We start from the raw sequence: 17138 nt of genomic DNA on the forward strand, positions 1-17138 counted from the left end.
GGTCTGTTAGCCTTTTGGCGGGAAAGGATCTTTGCCGTGGCTATCCTTGTCACGAATACGACCATCCGGGCGGTGAATGACAAGTTCAGACTGTTGGTTTCGTGCAATATCTCTCGCGGCATCAATGGCTTGCTGCTGAGTGTTGTGTACAGAGGTTGCCTTCTGATTGCCTTCACCTTTAACAGCCCAACCATTTTCGTGAGGAACAACATGCTGATTTTTTCCCGCCATCATAAATCTCCCAGAATTGAACCAATGAGAGCCAGCTATGCTGGTGGGCTAGTCAATAGCTACCCACTACTTCAGTTATGCCGGCTAAAGAATGTATAGCTATCCACTTGAGGACACTGTGACACTATATGGCGTGCCTGTTTATGTGGTCAACTACCATATATTGATTTTTGTTAAAGACATCAATGATGGTGGGCGGAGTTGAAGGTGTATGCGGATAGAGGCGGGGAGTGTACTTTTTCCATTAAACTTGGACCTCATAGCGAACGAACTGCAAAGCAGCATCGACCCCCTCTAAGTTGGCATGCTTTTGGCAAAAAAAACTGAATGCCAGGACTGCTGATTGTCGCTCTGAAGGCAAGAAATGCATTCGTAGCGGATGTTTTGCTGCCCCATATAGTGGGGCATTTATCCCCTCAAATCTTCTACCTAACGTTTCTTGAAACTGATCCAGGGTCAGGTCATAGACTAGGCCATCGATCTCTACCCAGTAGTGCGACTCACGGCCATCCCTAGTATCGCCTTTGACAACAGTCACGGTGTGCTGTGTGGGGAGAAGCTTTACCAGCATTCCAAACACCACAGTGGCCCCCTGACAGCAGTTCAGGGGGAAACTGGTGAAGAAGGGCAGACCAGTTAGGCTCTCGTAGTGCTGCTCAAAGACGCTGCGTGTGGATCTGGCAAGTTGCTCGATGGTCATTCGTGGATCCGGAATAGGGGAGCCAATAAGATACTACTCTCGAGAGCCCCTGAGAACCCTCGGTCTTCCCCCTTTCCTGCTTCTGTGAGGCACCTCCATCTTGCCCACGCTACGGGAACGCTCAAACATCGTAGCCAGTAACCTTTCATCCATTTTGAACAAATAGTTCAGGGCATAATCTAATAGCCTCTGCCGTTTGTTCGAATCATTCCAATGCACCTCTCCAATTCCACACGTACCCCATTCTTCGTACTTCTGCTTATCAGCATTACAGTTGTGATAACTACCTGCCCTCCAAGCTTCACCTAATAAACGGCCTAACCGGATATCGTTCTGCACAATATTGCCATTGAAGAAAAAGGCGATGTGATAATGATATTCCCGGTGCTTGCCGTATTCTAATTTCCATACGTAACCGACCAGTGATTTGTACTCTCGCTTAACCGAACGCAAATACCACTCTCGTTCCTCTTGAGCTTCTTCGATAGTCACTGAGTCTCTAAAGTGGAAATCTACTCGTACAACCAGTAGTTTTGCATGTTTGGCAAATAGTTCATCTACATACGATTTTATACTTGAGCTATTACGCTTCTCAGAACGCCTCAGATTGCGTAGCCGTTTCTGATGATGCGGTGACCTTAGCTCCACGACAAAATCGCTTAGGATTTCATCTACGCCTGTTAAAAGCACATCTCGTGCTCGAGTAGATAAACACTCATCCAATATATTAAAGTCGCGATAGGGGTATAGGTGTTGAAGGAACAATTCGACAGATGGATGACCTGATTTAGCCTCTTGGTATTGATAGTAGTGTTTGGTTACTGCATCCATTGCTTTTTGGAAAGCATGGATGCTGAATGATGGATATCTTAATTCCAGTTTATTAGTGAAGTTCAGGATGTCTGTAGACATAGGTAGTCCCTCAGTGAAGAGTAATGAATATGCTAGTGATTTGGTGTTGAGTTGTTAGGTTATTAATATTGACTAATGAAAATTTAATAACTCAACTAATGGTAATTTATTGATGATTAATGTTTAATTGATTTATTAATTATATAATATACCCCTTAACTAAATAGGTTTCGTTAATAGTATGGAAATACACTTTTTAGTCCATATGTATGTAAATATGCGAATTCATTGTGATTTTAATGGTAAATAATGCACGAGTGTTATCTTAGCTGTCTTACGGAGTCATTAATTACTAAATGAACGGTCATAATAGCCTTAGCCATTTAATCGTATCCTCCATGTGAAAAATATAAAATAGGCGGCGTGGTGTTTTATTAGCTATATTAAGAGAGTAAATTAGCAATTCTCATGTAAAAGCATCTGATAAATTACGTGTGAGATGAACACGTAACGATTTTTTTGATTTATATTTTCCATAGTATGGGACTAAGCCTTTAATGCGCCGACCATCTTTCTCTAGTCTCGATTCGTAACGGATATAGTCTGGATACTTATCCCAAGACAAGGAAATAAATAGGGACTGTTTTTTATGGAAACAATAAATATCTCCAGTGGCAATAAGCATCTCAATCGCATTTTCTAAGTCACCTAAGTTCCGCATACAGTAGGGACCACTTCTTCTTATCTCACTTCTTAAAAACCATTCATTCCGCCAGTTTTGCTTAATCCAGGCCAGTAGCGTGTCAGCATTTTTTTGATCTGACATGTCCTTTACCTCTGGTTTTACAAAGATCTTCAAGGCTTGATGTAAGTATATTTCTGTCAAGCGAATCGCCATATCCATCGTTTTGTAATTAACATGGTGTGCCTGATAGTCTGTGTGAGTGAAAACATGAAGAACGGCTGCTATACGTGAAGCCTGCTCCATAAACTTTGAACCAAGATCTGTGTAATCTCTCAGGTATTCACCACGTTTCATGTGTTCTTCAATTTGATTGTGTTTTTGAAGCCACAACCTCTTGGCTTCATCTGTCATCTTTAAGCAGTGACGTGTTGTGCAATCAGCCCCTTCTCTCAGCAATGCATCGATTCTTGCATTAAAATCACGTAATGCATCTAAGTCCTGAAATGGCTGGTTACCGTCTACAGATTCATCCTCAAATCTATAGCCAATTTCAGATGCAGGTTCACAAAACAAAAAGCGAGCATCGAGTCCGGAGCTTCTGAATGAAGCCCCATTTTTTTCTCTAAATGACTTGTATATGTCAGGTTGAACCTGGATGCTTATGGTTAGGCGAGCGCCATCAATCAGGATCTCTGTGTTGTTGGCCCTGTCAATTCTTATAGTTTGTCCAGACCATAGCGAACAAAAAAGGGAATGGTCTTTTATTAATTCGCTAGATAGTAGGGTTCCTCCCTCATCTGAGGTCAGAGCCAATGAGGAGTTCTTTTCTGATAGCATCATTTTCAGCTTCGCACCTGAAATATCATCTATCAGCACCCTTCTAGTAATTGGTTGAATAGGCTTGCATAATTGATGAAAACGCCAATCTTCGGCAATTTCATTAAAAACTGCTTTATCTTGATGAGTTTTTTCTAAACTTTTTTTCAGCAATTTTTGCTTCACCTCCCACAATTCAAGTTCATTTAAATAATTCGCATGCTCAACGTCTGTCTTTGTCGCCAAAGATCTCTCATAATGACGAAAAGGTTTCATCAGCAAATTGTCCACTGTGCTTTTCCGTTCACCGGATTTGGCAAGAATGAAAACATACAGTGAAACGGGGCGTTGCATACCCACAGGGGGGCTAATGTCTACTAAAGATTGTGCCGCTATACTCATCACAGAAAGCATCTGAGTTAATATCATAAAATCAGGTGCTTTTGTTGCACGACATACGTCATCCAAAGGGGCCTGGATGTTTTCATCCAAGTTCTCTATGGCCTTTCTTATTTCTCGACGAATATTCATTTTCCACCTCCCTTGACTGATATCTTTGAACGATTTTCAATCCATTGGTTGACGTCGCTTTGACGCCAGCCAACAGCTGACAACCCCAGCTTTATTGCTTGCGGAAAATCGCTGTCGTAACGGTTCGACTTGATGTCTAGCTTGTCATAAATGGTTGATCTGGCCAGACCAATCATCTCTGTGAGTTCTGGCAGCCTAATGATGCGATCTGTGGTGTGTGGCATTGCTTGCTCTCCTTCCTATCTCTGATTCAGGAGTCCCCATGATGAAGTGTTCGGAACTAAAATTCCTGGGGTGAAATTACGTGGGCAAAACTCGAGTTATTACACCACACACAGATACCAGGCTGGAGGCCGCCAGCCAGCACCCTCTGACGCTGTGCCCGCCCCATCGGCAATTCATCTATAGACCTCCTCAAATATCATCGTGATGGTGCCGCTGTCGTAGGGCCAGGCCAGTCTCAAGGACTCTCACGTAAAGCTACGTGGCGTAGGGGACTTGTCATCACAATCACTTGAACAACAAAGGGCATTGCGGCAGGGCCAGAGTGCACACGCGCTGGCATCCCCCAATTGACCCCGCACGTGCCAGTCGAGCAGTTGGGGCTCATGCCGGAGTTGATGTTGCTCACAGAGAATTATCTGCGTTGGTAATAACGTGTTGATCACTGGGGCGACGGGTTGCGATAAAAACTACGTTGCCCGCTCCCTGGACGAACGAACAGCCGGCAGCATATGTGCGGGTTCGTAACTACCGGTTGGGCAGGTTACTGGAAGAGCTGAGCGTGGCTCGTGCAGATAGCGGGTATCAACGCTTGTATCCTGACGCTGGCAAAGCAGGTGTTGTGGCTACTAGATTTGAGCACGCGACAAGCGGCGTGTCTGCTGGAAGTGGTAGAGGGTTGGTATCAGCAAGGGAATTCGGCCATAGGCAGCCAATTACCAGTTAGGGGCTGTCGTCTTGAACTGATTGATTTCGGTACAATACCCGCCCCCTTAACGTAAAAATCATCAGTTCATGTCAACACCAGCTTGTCGCCGCCACGATATTTCAGACCGTGCATGGGCCTTAATCGAACCTCATCTATTGGGGCGAAAAGGTCAATGGGGTCGTGTTGCTCGTGATAACCGATTGTTTATCAACTCTGTTTTCTGGGTTTTGCGCACAGGGGCTCCTTGGCGTGACTTGCCCTCTGAATACGGGGACTGGAAAAACACCCATCGCCGCTTTTGTCGTTGGCGCGACAAGGGCATTTAGGCTCGTCTTCAAGAACGTCTGATAAATGAACCTGATTGCGAGTGGCTGATGATTGACGCCAGCCATATCAAGGTTCATCCCCATGCCAGTGGTGCTCGAGGTGGTAATCAGGATATGGGGGTCACTAAGGGGGGCTGAACAGCAAGATCCATTTGGCCGTCGACGGACATGGAATGCCAATAAAATGCATCATTACATCGGGTTCGACCGCAGATTGTACGCAAGCCGCGACCTTGATTGACGGCTTGGAGGCCGCGTATCTCTTGGCGGACAGGGGATATGATACCAATTCATTGATTGATACCGCCCACGTCCAGGGGATGGAGCCCGTCATACCTTCCAAACGGAATCGTAAGGAACAACGAGACCACGACAGGGAGCTTTATCGGGCAAGGCATTTGGTGGAAAACGCCTTCCTTCATCTGAAGCAATGGCGAGGCATTGCCACAAGATACGCCAAAAACACGAGCTCGTTTGTAGCCACAGTGCAGATCCGCTGCGCATACATGTGGGCCTCAATCTTATGACGACACCCCCTAGTGAGAGGTACCTGATGGTAAGCCACCCGATGATAGCGAATAGGCTACTGCATCACAGTCTAAAAGGTGAGTCGATGAGAACGCTGGTACAAACCGATCAGTAACGGTAGAAATGGATATGGTACGAAGAATGATGTAAGAGGGTGATCAACTTGTTCGAAATGTATACGCAACTGAGCGGATAAATGCTCGTCAGATTCCAAAATGACAATCATGTGGCTCGGCTGTCGTTCAATTTAGATGGATAAGTCAAGTGACATTGGGAACTCACTTTATATTTAACGATAAGAATCCAATAGGTAATATAATGACAGCACATAAGTTTGCTACAATTCTATACGCAATAGAAGATACTCTTGGCCTTTGGTCTAATGCCAGAAAAAATGAACAAATCCAAAAGTCTGAATATGATGGGCACCGTCAACACTATCATGAGGTTGGTCTATCAAGGTCTGATATAGATAATAACACCTCAAGAATGAAAGCAATTTTTAATCGCTTGCATATAGGGTCTAATGTACCACAAGCGATGAAAGATAATCATCTTAACATATTGGAGAGTATTTATAATTTCATATCTAGACAATGCTTTTATTTAGCCAGTCGTACAAGTAATTCCACCCAGTTTTATATCGATTGGATATTATCACCTATAATGTGTGTCGATATTGCCATATTTCATGGCGGTGCTAATGAAAATTCCATATACTTTCATCTCGATCGAATTCTTGGAATTGAAGAAATAATTAAGAAAAAAGATGGCGTTGAGGTTTTAGATAAAGCCACTGCTAAAAGATATGTTAAAAAATACATTAATCAGTTATTTCTGGCTATACATAATCAAGCTTCTTCGTATGATACTCCTCAAGCTATAATACCGGGTATTCTTAGTTACTTAGATGAGTTCTCGAAAAGATCGAATCAGACCTGTGTGACTTTACATCAACGCATAAAAATGGACCGTGATTTAAAAAATGATAGTGCAGATTCGAGAGAAATTATAAACACTATAATAGACAAAGTTGAGGCGGCTTACACTGCCATTATAATATTGCAAGATATTGACAATAAAATGAATAATCTGGGCCTTATGTTAAGGCTATATAATAGCTTCTATAGCCCTTATCAAAGGGAAGATGGCAATCTTTTGGGTTTATTTTCATACATGCACAGCGCACTTACCACCAATTACCATGAACTTTTTGAATCTGAATTTAAGACGTGTGTTATTAATAATGTCAGTCCAGAGTTTTTTTTAGATATAAAGAGGCGTAATTATGTTGAGAACATATGTGGATATATTTATAGCTTAATGTTAGAGCATTTTCAGCCTTGTGCTATAACTAACTTAACGATGTCATCGTTGAGCGAAGAAAATCATTTATCAAAGATGGTCTCTCTGCCTCCTGAAATTGAGACACCAATGATTTGTAGTGATGCACAGACTTACGCCAAGTATTTTGATAAAGCAAAGAAATACAATCTTTACGTGTTCAATAAGTCAAACTTTTCTTGTATTTATGACATGACAAGATGTCATGCTAATGACGATAAACTCACAACTAATGATGCAGAGTACTTTGGCCAATATATACCATTGATTGAGGCGCTTGATTATATCAAGCATGGGGATGCAACATCAGCTTTACGTGAAATAAACACTGCTTCTGAAGTGAACTTTCAATTGTTCGGGTTTGTAAAATATGCACTTGCTGTTCTTCATATTGGCCTGATGTACAATCTTAATAAAAAGATTGGCAATAAACATTTAATGCCAAAAATAAATGACATTATAAATCATCAAGGTCTTGTCACCATTCCTAGCGTTTTACCATCCTATGTAATACAGCCTGATAATATGAAGTGTAGAGAGGCCTGGATGCCAGAGGAAGAATATTTGAAAGCCTCAATTATTTTTGGTGCCAATACCTATAATTACATATTATCTCAAGCAATATATTGCTATAATTTCACGGTGGCTCGACATACTGTGACAAAGGGAGTTTTCGCTGACAGTAAAGATGCAAATATCACTAGAGTTAATTTGTTAAAACTCAATTATTCATCACCATTGATTATCCACAACCTCCTTGACAAACTTAATGAGATTTCAGAGAAAATCCTGAATGGACTTGATAAAGTAAGTGTCAATGTGGCACCAGAAGCTTTTGCTATGGATTTATTTACCAAAAATATAATAACTGAAACAGAGCTAACGGAGTCGCTTATTCGTGGAATTAATGATTCCTCCCTTGGTCTCTGCCTCTTAGATCACTTAACCATTATATTGTTATTCTCTGTCCCTGGTGACAATGTCAAAAGCATTGTTGAATTAGGTAAAAATACCAGAGTGGTAGAGTTATTGTTTCTGGCGTATCAACACCATAAAACGCTAGACAAGAAGCCAAAATAACCGTGATGGGCTCCAGGCCAAAAATAATTTAGATGTTCGCAACAGACGATCCTCCGGCCATGCCGGAGGATCGTTTCACGTTGAGGTAAAATAATGAATCTTCTGTGACTTGGGGCTATAATGACAAACCCCATCAGCCTTATCCAAGTCGGTTCTGATTGTTAACCACCAGTGTTCAAAACGTGATATTCATAGATATTTTTTGATACGAATATCAAAAATATCACACAAAGGACTCAAGAAAAACCCTTCATTGGTTTGCATATTTTATTACCGGCTCTGTACGTAACTATTTGCGAACATGAATGTAAAGTCATGGCTAGAGATGAAGCCATACGGATGAATATGATTGCCAAATACCTATGGTTAAATTTATTGACAAGCTGTACATCAGAACTTGGCATATTCTATAAATATATTTGTCCATGCTCGGTGGCATCCATTTAAAAAACGAAGTCATTTGTTTCCTCCATGTGTTTTTATCTATGATGCCCGTGAGGGCATGGGGTAAGTAAGTTCATGTTGGCATTGTGAGAGTAGGACCTGATGGTCATTCGGTGTCACGACTGCTTGTATATATTGGATAGCTTGTATCGCTATCACAATGATACTATCCTAGACTCCTCGTACAGTTTTATATCTCTGCACAATGATCCATGTTGTGAACTATAGAGATGACTGGCTGCATGGTTATTAGTATTTAATTAAAGGATATCTATGAGTGAATTTTTGAAAGTGCTGTTTAACATCCGTAGCCTGCGGGCAGCAATGCGCGAGTTATCACTGGAGCAAGTCAAAGAGGCCCACGAGAAGATTGAAGCGATTTATCTGGAACGTTTGGAGCTGGCGGAGAAAGAACAAGCTGCCCAAGCCGAGCACCAGCAAAAGCTGGCTGAGTTCCAAGCGATGTTGGCTCAGGCTGGTATCGACCCGACTGAGTTGGTTGGCAGTACTCCAGCAGCAGCGACTACGGCCAAAGCTAAACGAGCGCCTCGCCCTCCGAAATACCGCTATGTTGATAATGGGCAAGAGCATACTTGGACCGGTCAGGGCCGTACACCCAAGTTCCTGGCTGAGCAACTAGAGCAAGGTCGTCAGTTGGATGACTTCCTCATCTAAATAGACAAGGCCATACCCCCACGGTGTGGCCTTTCTGTTTACAGGCTCAGTGGCCCAATTAATGACAGCTCTCGTCGCTACGAACTAGGAACACTCAGCAACAATCTGTCGCATGATCGCGGTCAGCTCTAATGACATTATTAAAAACATCCTTTAGCATGCGCTTGATGCTGGCTTAGCTCAGTAGGTAGAGCAACTGACTTGTAATCAGTAGGTCACCAGTTCGATTCCGGTAGCCAGCACCACCATCACCACCGAATGTTTCATAGCCGATCCCGATGCCAGCCATAAAAGACTTAGACGCAGAACGTACCGATTTGGATGCACGATTACGTGAAGCCATTGATAGTTGGGACCCACGTCGCCCCAGACGCTGGCTAGCTAAATATGGCGGTTGGCGAGTTGAAAAGCGCTCCCTCCTCACGCAGCGATATTGTGCGATACGCGATGAAGCCCAAGCCTTGCTGACAAGCAGTTAGCCAGGATGTTTATTGTGATTCTCTGAACAAATCGCTCAATGGGTAGTCCAATGTGCCTACCCATCACCCAGCGTAATGACGAAATTACATGTCTATCAATCCGAAGCCACCTTTACCGCGTTACTTGCAAGTCGCACATTGGCTGCACGATCAGCAGCGAGCCATCAGTGCCCGCGAAGCTGCGGACGTATTTGGCGTCTCGTCTTGGTCCATAGAACGAGATTTTGCCAGGGTGCGAGCGTTGTCCGGGATCGTGGTGTTCGATGAGCAACGAGTACCCAGCAAAGGTGGGCCGCAGTATCTACTGCGGGTGCTGCAGATTTTCCCTTACTGGCTTGACGAACACCAGCAACCTCACCAGCAGCTCGCCAGTTCCTGGGACCTCAACGCCCCCTAACGTGGCGAGACCTGCTCTGCCGCCCTTGGTGTCAATTAGTCGCCCGACATCAACGTAATATCAACGATTGATCCTACTTCTATCGACCACATGCCTATCGACGTGTGCCAAGTTCTTGGGGAAGGCTGCTGGTTCGATATGCAATTCATGCGAGGCCTTATCAACAACTGATGGGATATTGTGCTATCTGATTGATAATTGGTAATATTCAGTACATTTCATCGCTTGTAAGCCGAACGATTGACCATTACTCCACTCTACTTCCTCAATACCACCGACGCACTGACGCTCATCACCCAGTTCGATATCGCAACAGACGAACAAACCATCGTGAGCCTACTTCGCTCACTGTGCCAACAGATGGGGTTTGACCATTTTCGTTTGGGGTTCATTTCACCCAGCTCGATACAGCGTCCTGATGTGCGGATCTTCAATGGCTGTCCTGCCCAGTGGGTGCAGGCCTATGACGCGCAGCGCTTCTTTGCGGTAGACCCAGTGGTTCGCAAGGGGATGACGCAGAGCACGCCCATCCTGTGGGCTAATCTCATCACCGAGTGCTGCGAGCAACAGGATACAGCTGGTGTGGAGGTGATGCTGCAGGCTCATGAAGCGGGATTGCGCGATGGCATCACCTTCCCCTGGCATGGGGCCAATGGTCATGTGGGGTTGCTGTCTTTCATTACCCGAACACCCCGTACTGAACACCAATGGCTGACGGCCACGCCCTTTTTGAGCTGGCTATCGGTGCACATCTTTGAGGCGGTCGTGCGGGTCTGCTTGTCCGATATACCCCCTCGGGATGCGCTGAGTCTGCGGGAGCTGGAAGTGTGCCAGTGGGCGGCAGAAGGGAAGCAGGTGAGCGATATTGCCCAGATATTGGGCATCACCCCTAGAACGGTGACCTTTCACCTGGAGCGTATTGCCGAGAAGCTGGGAGCCAGCAATAAAAGCCAGGCGATATCCTGGGCGCTCAAGCAGGGGCTGGTGCGGCTCAATATCGATGCTGCGTTAGTGGGGAATGTGGATAAGGGTGGTCAATAGTTCTGACTGGCGCAATTTATTGCCCACCTATTAGGCTAAATCACTGTCTTGGCAATATTTGCTGAGATATGTGCGCTGTTTGAGCGAAAACTTGCTCAGGGTTGTGCGGTTGAGGCTATGGGTTGGAGGTAAGTGATTGATAAATAATGGGGAGAAAAGTTGGCATGGTCACTGCTAGGGGTTTGGTCGAGTGCTAGCTCATTTAACCCACCTATTTAGGAGCATACCCATGCCAACTCCATGTTATATCAGCATCGAAGGTAAAACCCAGGGCAACATCACCGCTGGTGCCTTCACCTCCGACTCCGTCGGCAACATCTTCGTACAAGGTCACGAAGATGAGATGCTGGTACAAGAGTTCCAACACGTTGTCACCGTGCCGACTGACCCGCAATCCGGTCAGCCTGCTGGTCAGCGTGTCCACAAGCCGTTCAAGTTCACCGTTGCGCTGAACAAAGCTGTGCCGCTGATGTACAACTCCCTGGCTTCCGGCGAAATGCTGCCGAAAGTGACCCTGAAGTGGTACCGCACCTCAGTGGAAGGCAAGCAGGAGCATTTCTTCTCTACCGTGCTGACCGATGCCACCATCGTTGACATCGACTGCCAGATGCCGCATTGCCAAGACCCGGCGAAATCCGACTTCACCCAGCTTATCCAGGTTTCTCTTGCTTACCGCAAGATTGACTGGGAGCACACCGTTGCCGGTACCTCTGGTGCTGACGACTGGCGCGCCCCTGTCGAGGCATAAGCCTGACGTTCTGATTTCGTTATTTCCTGTATTAGGTTTCGTATCTTGTGGCCGGTGTGCACCGGCCTTTATCCCGTGTTTCTCCGGTCAGTCTTTGGCTGCCGGAGCCTTTTATGTTTTGCCATCCCCCTGCCCAGAGATTGATGTCGTGGTAGTGATAGCGGAGTGATGGCAAAGCACACAAGAGGTTTGAATTATGTGTCCCTCCATTGCACTGCTTGGTGACCTTGGCACCGACCACGATGGCTTTCCACCGACCCCGGTGATAGCCGCCAGCCCTGATGTCTTTCTCGATGGCAAGCCGGTGGCTCGTCAGGGTGACCCGCTGGCGCCGCACGACAAGCCGAATAACCCTCCCCACCCGCGCAGCATTGCCGGTGGTGTGGGCTCGGTATTGGTGAACGGCAAGCCTATCGCTATCACCGGCACTGCGGTGGATTGTGGTGGCGTGGTAATTGGTTCGGGCAGCGGGCAAGCAGGATAAGGAACAAGGTCATGGCACAGAGCACAGGATTACAATTCACCGTCAAGGTTGGCGCACTGGCTGACAACACCTTTGCGGTCGCGAGCTTCAAGCTGGATGAGGGCTTGAACAGCCCGTTTAGCCTCAAACTGGAGGTGGCCAGCCAGCAACCGGACATCGACTTTGGCGCCGTGCTGGACCAGCCCTGCGAGCTGATGGTGTGGTACAGCGGCGAGTTGCAACGCCGGGTATGCGGGGTAGTGAGCGACTTTGCGCAAGGGGACAGCGGCTTTCGCCGCACCCGCTATCAGCTGCAAGTCAAACCTGCCCTGTGGCGATTGGGATTGCGCCAGAACTCCCGTATCTTCCAGGCGCAAAAGCCTGACGAAATCCTCTCTATCTTGCTGCAAGAGCACGGCATCACCGATTACGCCTTTGCCCTGAAAAACGAGCATGCCCAGCGCGAATACTGCGTCCAGTATCGCGAGACCGACCTCGATTTCGTTAACCGCCTCGCTGCCGAAGAGGGGCTGTTCTACTTCCACGAGTTTGAAGCAGGCAAGCACCGTATCGTGTTTGCCGACGATGCTGCGGCATTAACAGCTGGCCCCGAGCTCTTCTTTAACCTCGGCAACCGTTCTCTGGAACAAGGTGCTTATGTCCGTCAGTTCCACTACCGCGAATCGGTGCGCCCCTCGGATGTAGAGCTCAAGGACTACAGCTTCAAGACCCCGGCTTATGGCCTATCTCACAAAAAGCAGGGCGCAGAGCTCGAGCATCAACGCGACACTTACCAGCATTTTGACTATCCGGGCCGCTACAAGCAGGACGGCAGTGGCAAGGCGTTTGCCCAGCACCGGCTGGATGCCCTGCGCAATGACGCGGTCAGCGGCAGTGGCAAGTCCAACAGCGCAGCCCTCTTGCCGGGCCAGACATTTTCACTCACCGAACACCCGAACGGCAGCCTCAACACCGACTGGCAAATCGTCCGTATCCGCCACACCGGTGAACAGCCGCAGGCGCTGGAAGAGGAGGGCGGCAGTGGCCCGACCGTGTACCACAACGAATTTGGCGTGGTCAAAGCGAGCACCACCTGGCGCGCCCGTATTGGCAGCCCCGAGGCACCCCACAAGCCAATGGTCGACGGCCCGCAAATTGCGATAGTGGTAGGCCCCGAGGGCGAAGAGATTTACTGCGACGAGCATGGCCGGGTAAAACTGCAATTCCCGTGGGACCGCTACGGCAGCTCCAACGACCAGAGCTCCTGCTGGGTGCGGGTGAGTCAGGGCTGGGCAGGCGGTCAATATGGCATGATGGCCATCCCGCGCATCGGCCATGAAGTTATCGTCTCATTCCTTGAAGGCGACCCCGACCAGCCCATCGTCACTGGCCGCACCTTCCACGCCACCAACCGACCGCCTTACGAGCTGCCCGCCAACAAGACCCGCACCGTGCTGCGCACCGAGACCCACCAGGGCGAGGGCTTCAACGAACTGCGCTTTGAAGACCAGGCGGGGCAGGAAGAGATTTACATCCACGGTCAGAAAGACCTGAATGTGCTTATCGAAAATGATGCGGCGTGGCATATCAAGCATGACCAGCACACCGACATCGACAATGAGCGCGTCACCCGCATCAAGGCCAACGACCACCTGACGGTGGAAGGCGAGAAGCGCGACCACATCAAGGCTGACTACTCCCTCACGGTAGATGCTTCCATGCACCAGAAGCTGGGGCAAAGCTGGCTGACCCAGGCCGGGCAGGAAGTACACGTCAAGGCCGGTGCCAAGGTGGTGCTGGAGGCGGGATCTGAAATTACCGTCAAGGTCGGCGGCTGCTTTATCAAGGTCGATGGCGGTGGCGTCACTATGGTCGGCCCGACTATCAAGATGAACTCCGGAGGGAGCCCAGGTTCAGGCTCTGGGTGGGCGGGTCAGATGCCCGGCTTGCCGGGTGGTGTGGAAGTGCCTGTGGCGCCACCGGCCATGATAACTGCGCTTGGTATTCAGAAAACCATGGAGTCCATGATGCCGATGGCCAAACCTTGCCCGCTAGCAGACCAAGGGGGTAACTGATGGTATTGCAACAATGGCGCGAAGAAGGGGTTCTATATGCAGTCATTGATGCGGCAGCAGACCCCTCCTTGGTTGCGCATTTCTATGAGCTGGGCGGAAATGATGCCTACCCACTGTTTGCTGGAACAGACTTTTCGGCGCAGGCCGAACACGGTCCTTGGCTGCTACCTACCCCCTCGCAGGCTTTTGTTGAGGCACACCCCACACTCAGCGGCTTTTACTGCCGTAGTCGCGCCTCGAAAGAAGTAATGCAGAGTCACTGGCAGAGCCTGAACAGCGCCATTCATGACGGCGAGGCCGTGTGGTTTCGCTACGCCGATCATCGCATCTTGCTACCAATGCTCACCGCAATGACGCCAGGAGAGCGAGATGCGCTGCTTGGCCCGTGTGAACAGTTAATGATCGAAGGGCAGTGTGTCACACAAAGCCAAGATTTCATCTGGGTACCAGCGAGTGAAACACCTTGGTTCCATATTCGGGAGCATCAACTAGCGGGTCTTTATAACGAGTCCCGCCATGCTGACATACTGCATCGCCATCTCTGGCAACGAATAGAGAAGGTGATGAGAGCCCACACCAACCCCAAACCGGTGATCCTGAACACGTTGCAGCAAGCGAATCGAGATGGGTTGGTTGAGGATGCGCGCGAGGGCGTCATCGCTGGAGCCCTGGCGCTGCAAGCCGATTTTACGCTGGACAGCATACGTGCCCCCTTGATGCTCACCGACGATGAATTCATGCAAGTCGCCAACTGGCTCGGCAAACACCCTGATTTGATAGGAACTCACTGATGGCTGTAAGTGCACATTGTTTACTCTGCGAAAAATATGATCGGTGGATTGAGATCGATGTTCGTGATGAACAGAACCAATCATTTAAGGGCCTCAAGGCCACGCTGAAAGATGAAACCGGCCAGGTGAAAACCGTCACCCTCAAGGATGGCCCCACCTTGGTGAAAGGCTTTGCCGTTGGTGAGGTTACTCTGACCATTGAGAACCAACCTTGGCTTAAAGCGGCTCAAAACCGGGAAAAATTAAAAGAGGGGGAAGCAAGCAAGGTTCCAGCCTACACCGATAAGTTTTTTGGCCATAAGGGTGTGAAACGTAAACACGTCAAGCTGACTACTGGGGACCTGTGCCAAACCGATCCAGAACAGCCGTTGCCGGAAGGTCACAAGCGTGGTCAAGCTCAACCAGCTCGTCTGCTCACTGACGAGTCCTACGTGATCGAGGTGAAAGGTTACCAGCTCAATATTTTGCGGATTGGCGTTTTCTTCGATGGTACCGGCAACAACACGCGCAATGCTCAAGTGGGACTACAAAAGGTGGAGCAATGGTTGCTAGAGACCTGTTCCGATCCAGCCCAGCGGGAGAAGGAATTGCGAGGCTGTCAGATGGGGCAAAGCCCGGTTAAAGGGAGCTCGGCCAATGATGTGACCAATGTAGGCAAGCTGTTTGAACAATATGACATCACAGCAGGCCCTTTGGTGACTCACAGCTATATCAGTGGTATTGGCACTCGCGACCCAATCGCAGGAGACAATGGCCCTGAATATCGTTCGGATGACACCCTGACCCAAGGATTTGACCTCGATTTTGGTGGAGATAATACCTCTATTATCGGAAAAGTAGATGCAGCATGTGAACAGAGCATAGTTCGCTCGATCAATCGGGATTTGGGCGAGATTTTAGTTGATGTAGAGCGTATCCATCGTATCGAGTTTGATGTGTTCGGGTTTAGCAGAGGCGCCGCCGCCGCCCGCCACTTTGTTAATGTGATAGACCAAAAAACCGATCACCATTTGGTACACGCTATGGCCAATAGCCCGAATATTCGCCTCAAGGCAGGTTTTGATTGGGCTAGCCGCGACGATGTACGCTTTACCTTCGTTGGCCTGTTCGATACCGTGGTTTCCTCTTACAACCGCAGTGTCAATGTTCAACTCAAAGCGGATTGTGCAGAGCGGGTGGTACATCTCACCGCGTTGGATGAAGTGCGTAAATACTTCCCGCTATCACGCATTACAGAAGATGCTGCTGGCGCCCGTATTCCTGCTCACTTTACTGAGCTGGCGCTACCGGGGGCTCACTCTGACATAGGTGGCGGTTACTATAGCCGCTGGAGCTTGAGCAATCCCAACAGCGATCCGGCCCTGATCGAGAGTATCGAGCTGGAGCGTTTTATGAGTGTGGAAACTGTTACAACAGCAGATGCCGAGAGCCTTGCCTATCAAAAAGCCAAGGCGTATGCCGAGGAGAAACGTACTTTGGGCTGGGTCACTCGCATCAATCCCAACCTGCCCCGTGGCGCCGTGCCGCCGCTGGGGGCGATCAGCCTGAAGCCATACTCCTTCCGACGTCCCGAGGGGAAAAATGGCACAGGCCCCGGCAAAAAGTCAGTCTATGTGGAGGTGCTGATGAGCCGGGTGGTGGAGGGGGAATACTCCCGTATTCCGCTGCATATGATGGTTGAGGCGGGCCGAGCCGTGGGGGTGCCGTTTAAAGCATGGATGCCGGAAGATAGGGCATTGCAGCTTGAACCTCTCTCTATTAAACGGCCAGAGGCTGACTTGAAGGCGCTGGATACACTTTGGGCCCTATCCGCCATCGAACAGAAGGTTGCCAAGAACTTGGCCCATCAATTATCACCCGATGTTTACCGCGCCTTACGTCGTGACTATCTGCACCACAGTGCCAGCAACCAGGGTATTGCAAATCCGGCCCATACCAATAAATATGAGCCCAGCATCAGCAAGGAGAGACGTGAGATGATAGGGAACAAGGAAGCATAAA

Annotated in this window: 14 protein-coding genes, 1 tRNA gene and 1 pseudogene; 11 read left to right on the forward strand and 5 right to left on the reverse strand. The window is 48.3% G+C overall.

The features are described from left to right. Positions 1-6: 6 nt before the first annotated feature. From WJM78_RS14835 to WJM78_RS14855, 5 genes are all read right to left on the reverse strand, one after another. Positions 7-231, reverse strand: coding sequence for a DUF2188 domain-containing protein (locus tag WJM78_RS14835; protein ID WP_106842215.1), 225 nt, complete (start codon positions 229-231; stop codon positions 7-9). Between the two features lie 244 nt (positions 232-475). Beyond that, positions 476-931 (reverse strand): hypothetical protein, encoded by a 456-nt coding sequence (locus WJM78_RS14840; protein ID WP_339010162.1) that lies wholly within the window; start codon positions 929-931, stop codon positions 476-478. Positions 932-964: 33 nt separating this feature from the next. Further along, on the reverse strand, positions 965-1843 hold the full coding sequence (locus tag WJM78_RS14845; RefSeq protein WP_339010163.1) for a YagK/YfjJ domain-containing protein: 879 nt from the start codon (positions 1841-1843) through the stop codon (positions 965-967). 406 nt (positions 1844-2249) lie between these two features. Continuing rightward, a complete protein-coding gene (locus WJM78_RS14850; RefSeq protein ID WP_339010165.1) occupies positions 2250-3815 on the reverse strand; it encodes a YfjI family protein in 1566 nt (521 codons plus the stop codon). After that, positions 3812-4039, reverse strand: a complete 228-nt coding sequence (locus tag WJM78_RS14855; protein ID WP_339010166.1) for an AlpA family transcriptional regulator — start codon at positions 4037-4039, stop codon at positions 3812-3814. The genes WJM78_RS14850 and WJM78_RS14855 overlap by 4 nt, the downstream gene beginning before the upstream one ends. Before the next feature lie 793 nt (positions 4040-4832). Here WJM78_RS14855 and WJM78_RS14860 point away from each other — a divergent pair. The 11 genes and pseudogenes from WJM78_RS14860 (at position 4833) to WJM78_RS14910 (ending at position 17137) form a co-directional block, all read left to right on the forward strand. Next, positions 4833-5599 (forward strand): annotated as a pseudogene (locus WJM78_RS14860) (IS5 family transposase). Positions 5600-5918: 319 nt separating this feature from the next. Continuing rightward, positions 5919-8024 carry a hypothetical protein gene (locus tag WJM78_RS14865; RefSeq protein WP_339010167.1) on the forward strand — a complete coding sequence of 702 codons (2106 nt, stop codon included), beginning with the start codon at positions 5919-5921 and terminating at the stop codon, positions 8022-8024. Between the two features lie 717 nt (positions 8025-8741). Continuing rightward, complete coding sequence (locus WJM78_RS14870) at positions 8742-9143, forward strand: H-NS family nucleoid-associated regulatory protein (protein ID WP_339010168.1); 402 nt, start codon at positions 8742-8744, stop codon at positions 9141-9143. A gap of 169 nt (positions 9144-9312) precedes the next feature. Continuing rightward, positions 9313-9388: transfer RNA gene (locus tag WJM78_RS14875), tRNA-Thr, on the forward strand. Between the two features lie 322 nt (positions 9389-9710). Continuing rightward, the gene (locus WJM78_RS14880) at positions 9711-10019 is read left to right on the forward strand and encodes a hypothetical protein (RefSeq protein ID WP_275931467.1); all 309 of its coding nucleotides are present in this window, start codon (positions 9711-9713) and stop codon (positions 10017-10019) included. Between the two features lie 240 nt (positions 10020-10259). Then, complete coding sequence (locus tag WJM78_RS14885) at positions 10260-11060, forward strand: LuxR family transcriptional regulator (protein ID WP_339010170.1); 801 nt, start codon at positions 10260-10262, stop codon at positions 11058-11060. Between the two features lie 229 nt (positions 11061-11289). Further along, the gene (hcp1, locus tag WJM78_RS14890; protein ID WP_339010171.1) at positions 11290-11808 is read left to right on the forward strand and encodes a type VI secretion system effector Hcp1; all 519 of its coding nucleotides are present in this window, start codon (positions 11290-11292) and stop codon (positions 11806-11808) included. A 196-nt stretch (positions 11809-12004) separates the two neighbouring features. Beyond that, positions 12005-12292 carry a type VI secretion system PAAR protein gene (locus WJM78_RS14895; protein ID WP_042038057.1) on the forward strand — a complete coding sequence of 96 codons (288 nt, stop codon included), beginning with the start codon at positions 12005-12007 and terminating at the stop codon, positions 12290-12292. An 11-nt stretch (positions 12293-12303) separates the two neighbouring features. Continuing rightward, the gene (locus WJM78_RS14900) at positions 12304-14346 is read left to right on the forward strand and encodes a type VI secretion system tip protein VgrG (RefSeq protein ID WP_339010173.1); all 2043 of its coding nucleotides are present in this window, start codon (positions 12304-12306) and stop codon (positions 14344-14346) included. Beyond that, positions 14346-15137, forward strand: coding sequence for a DUF4123 domain-containing protein (locus WJM78_RS14905; protein WP_042037453.1), 792 nt, complete (start codon positions 14346-14348; stop codon positions 15135-15137). Before WJM78_RS14900 ends, WJM78_RS14905 begins: the two co-directional genes overlap by 1 nt. Then, positions 15137-17137, forward strand: a complete 2001-nt coding sequence (locus WJM78_RS14910) for a DUF2235 domain-containing protein (RefSeq protein WP_339010174.1) — start codon at positions 15137-15139, stop codon at positions 17135-17137. Before WJM78_RS14905 ends, WJM78_RS14910 begins: the two co-directional genes overlap by 1 nt. Position 17138 lies beyond the last annotated feature (1 nt).

Origin of the sequence: Aeromonas popoffii (assembly GCF_037818705.1) — a bacterium.
GTDB classification, from domain to species: Bacteria; Pseudomonadota; Gammaproteobacteria; order Enterobacterales; family Aeromonadaceae; genus Aeromonas; species Aeromonas popoffii.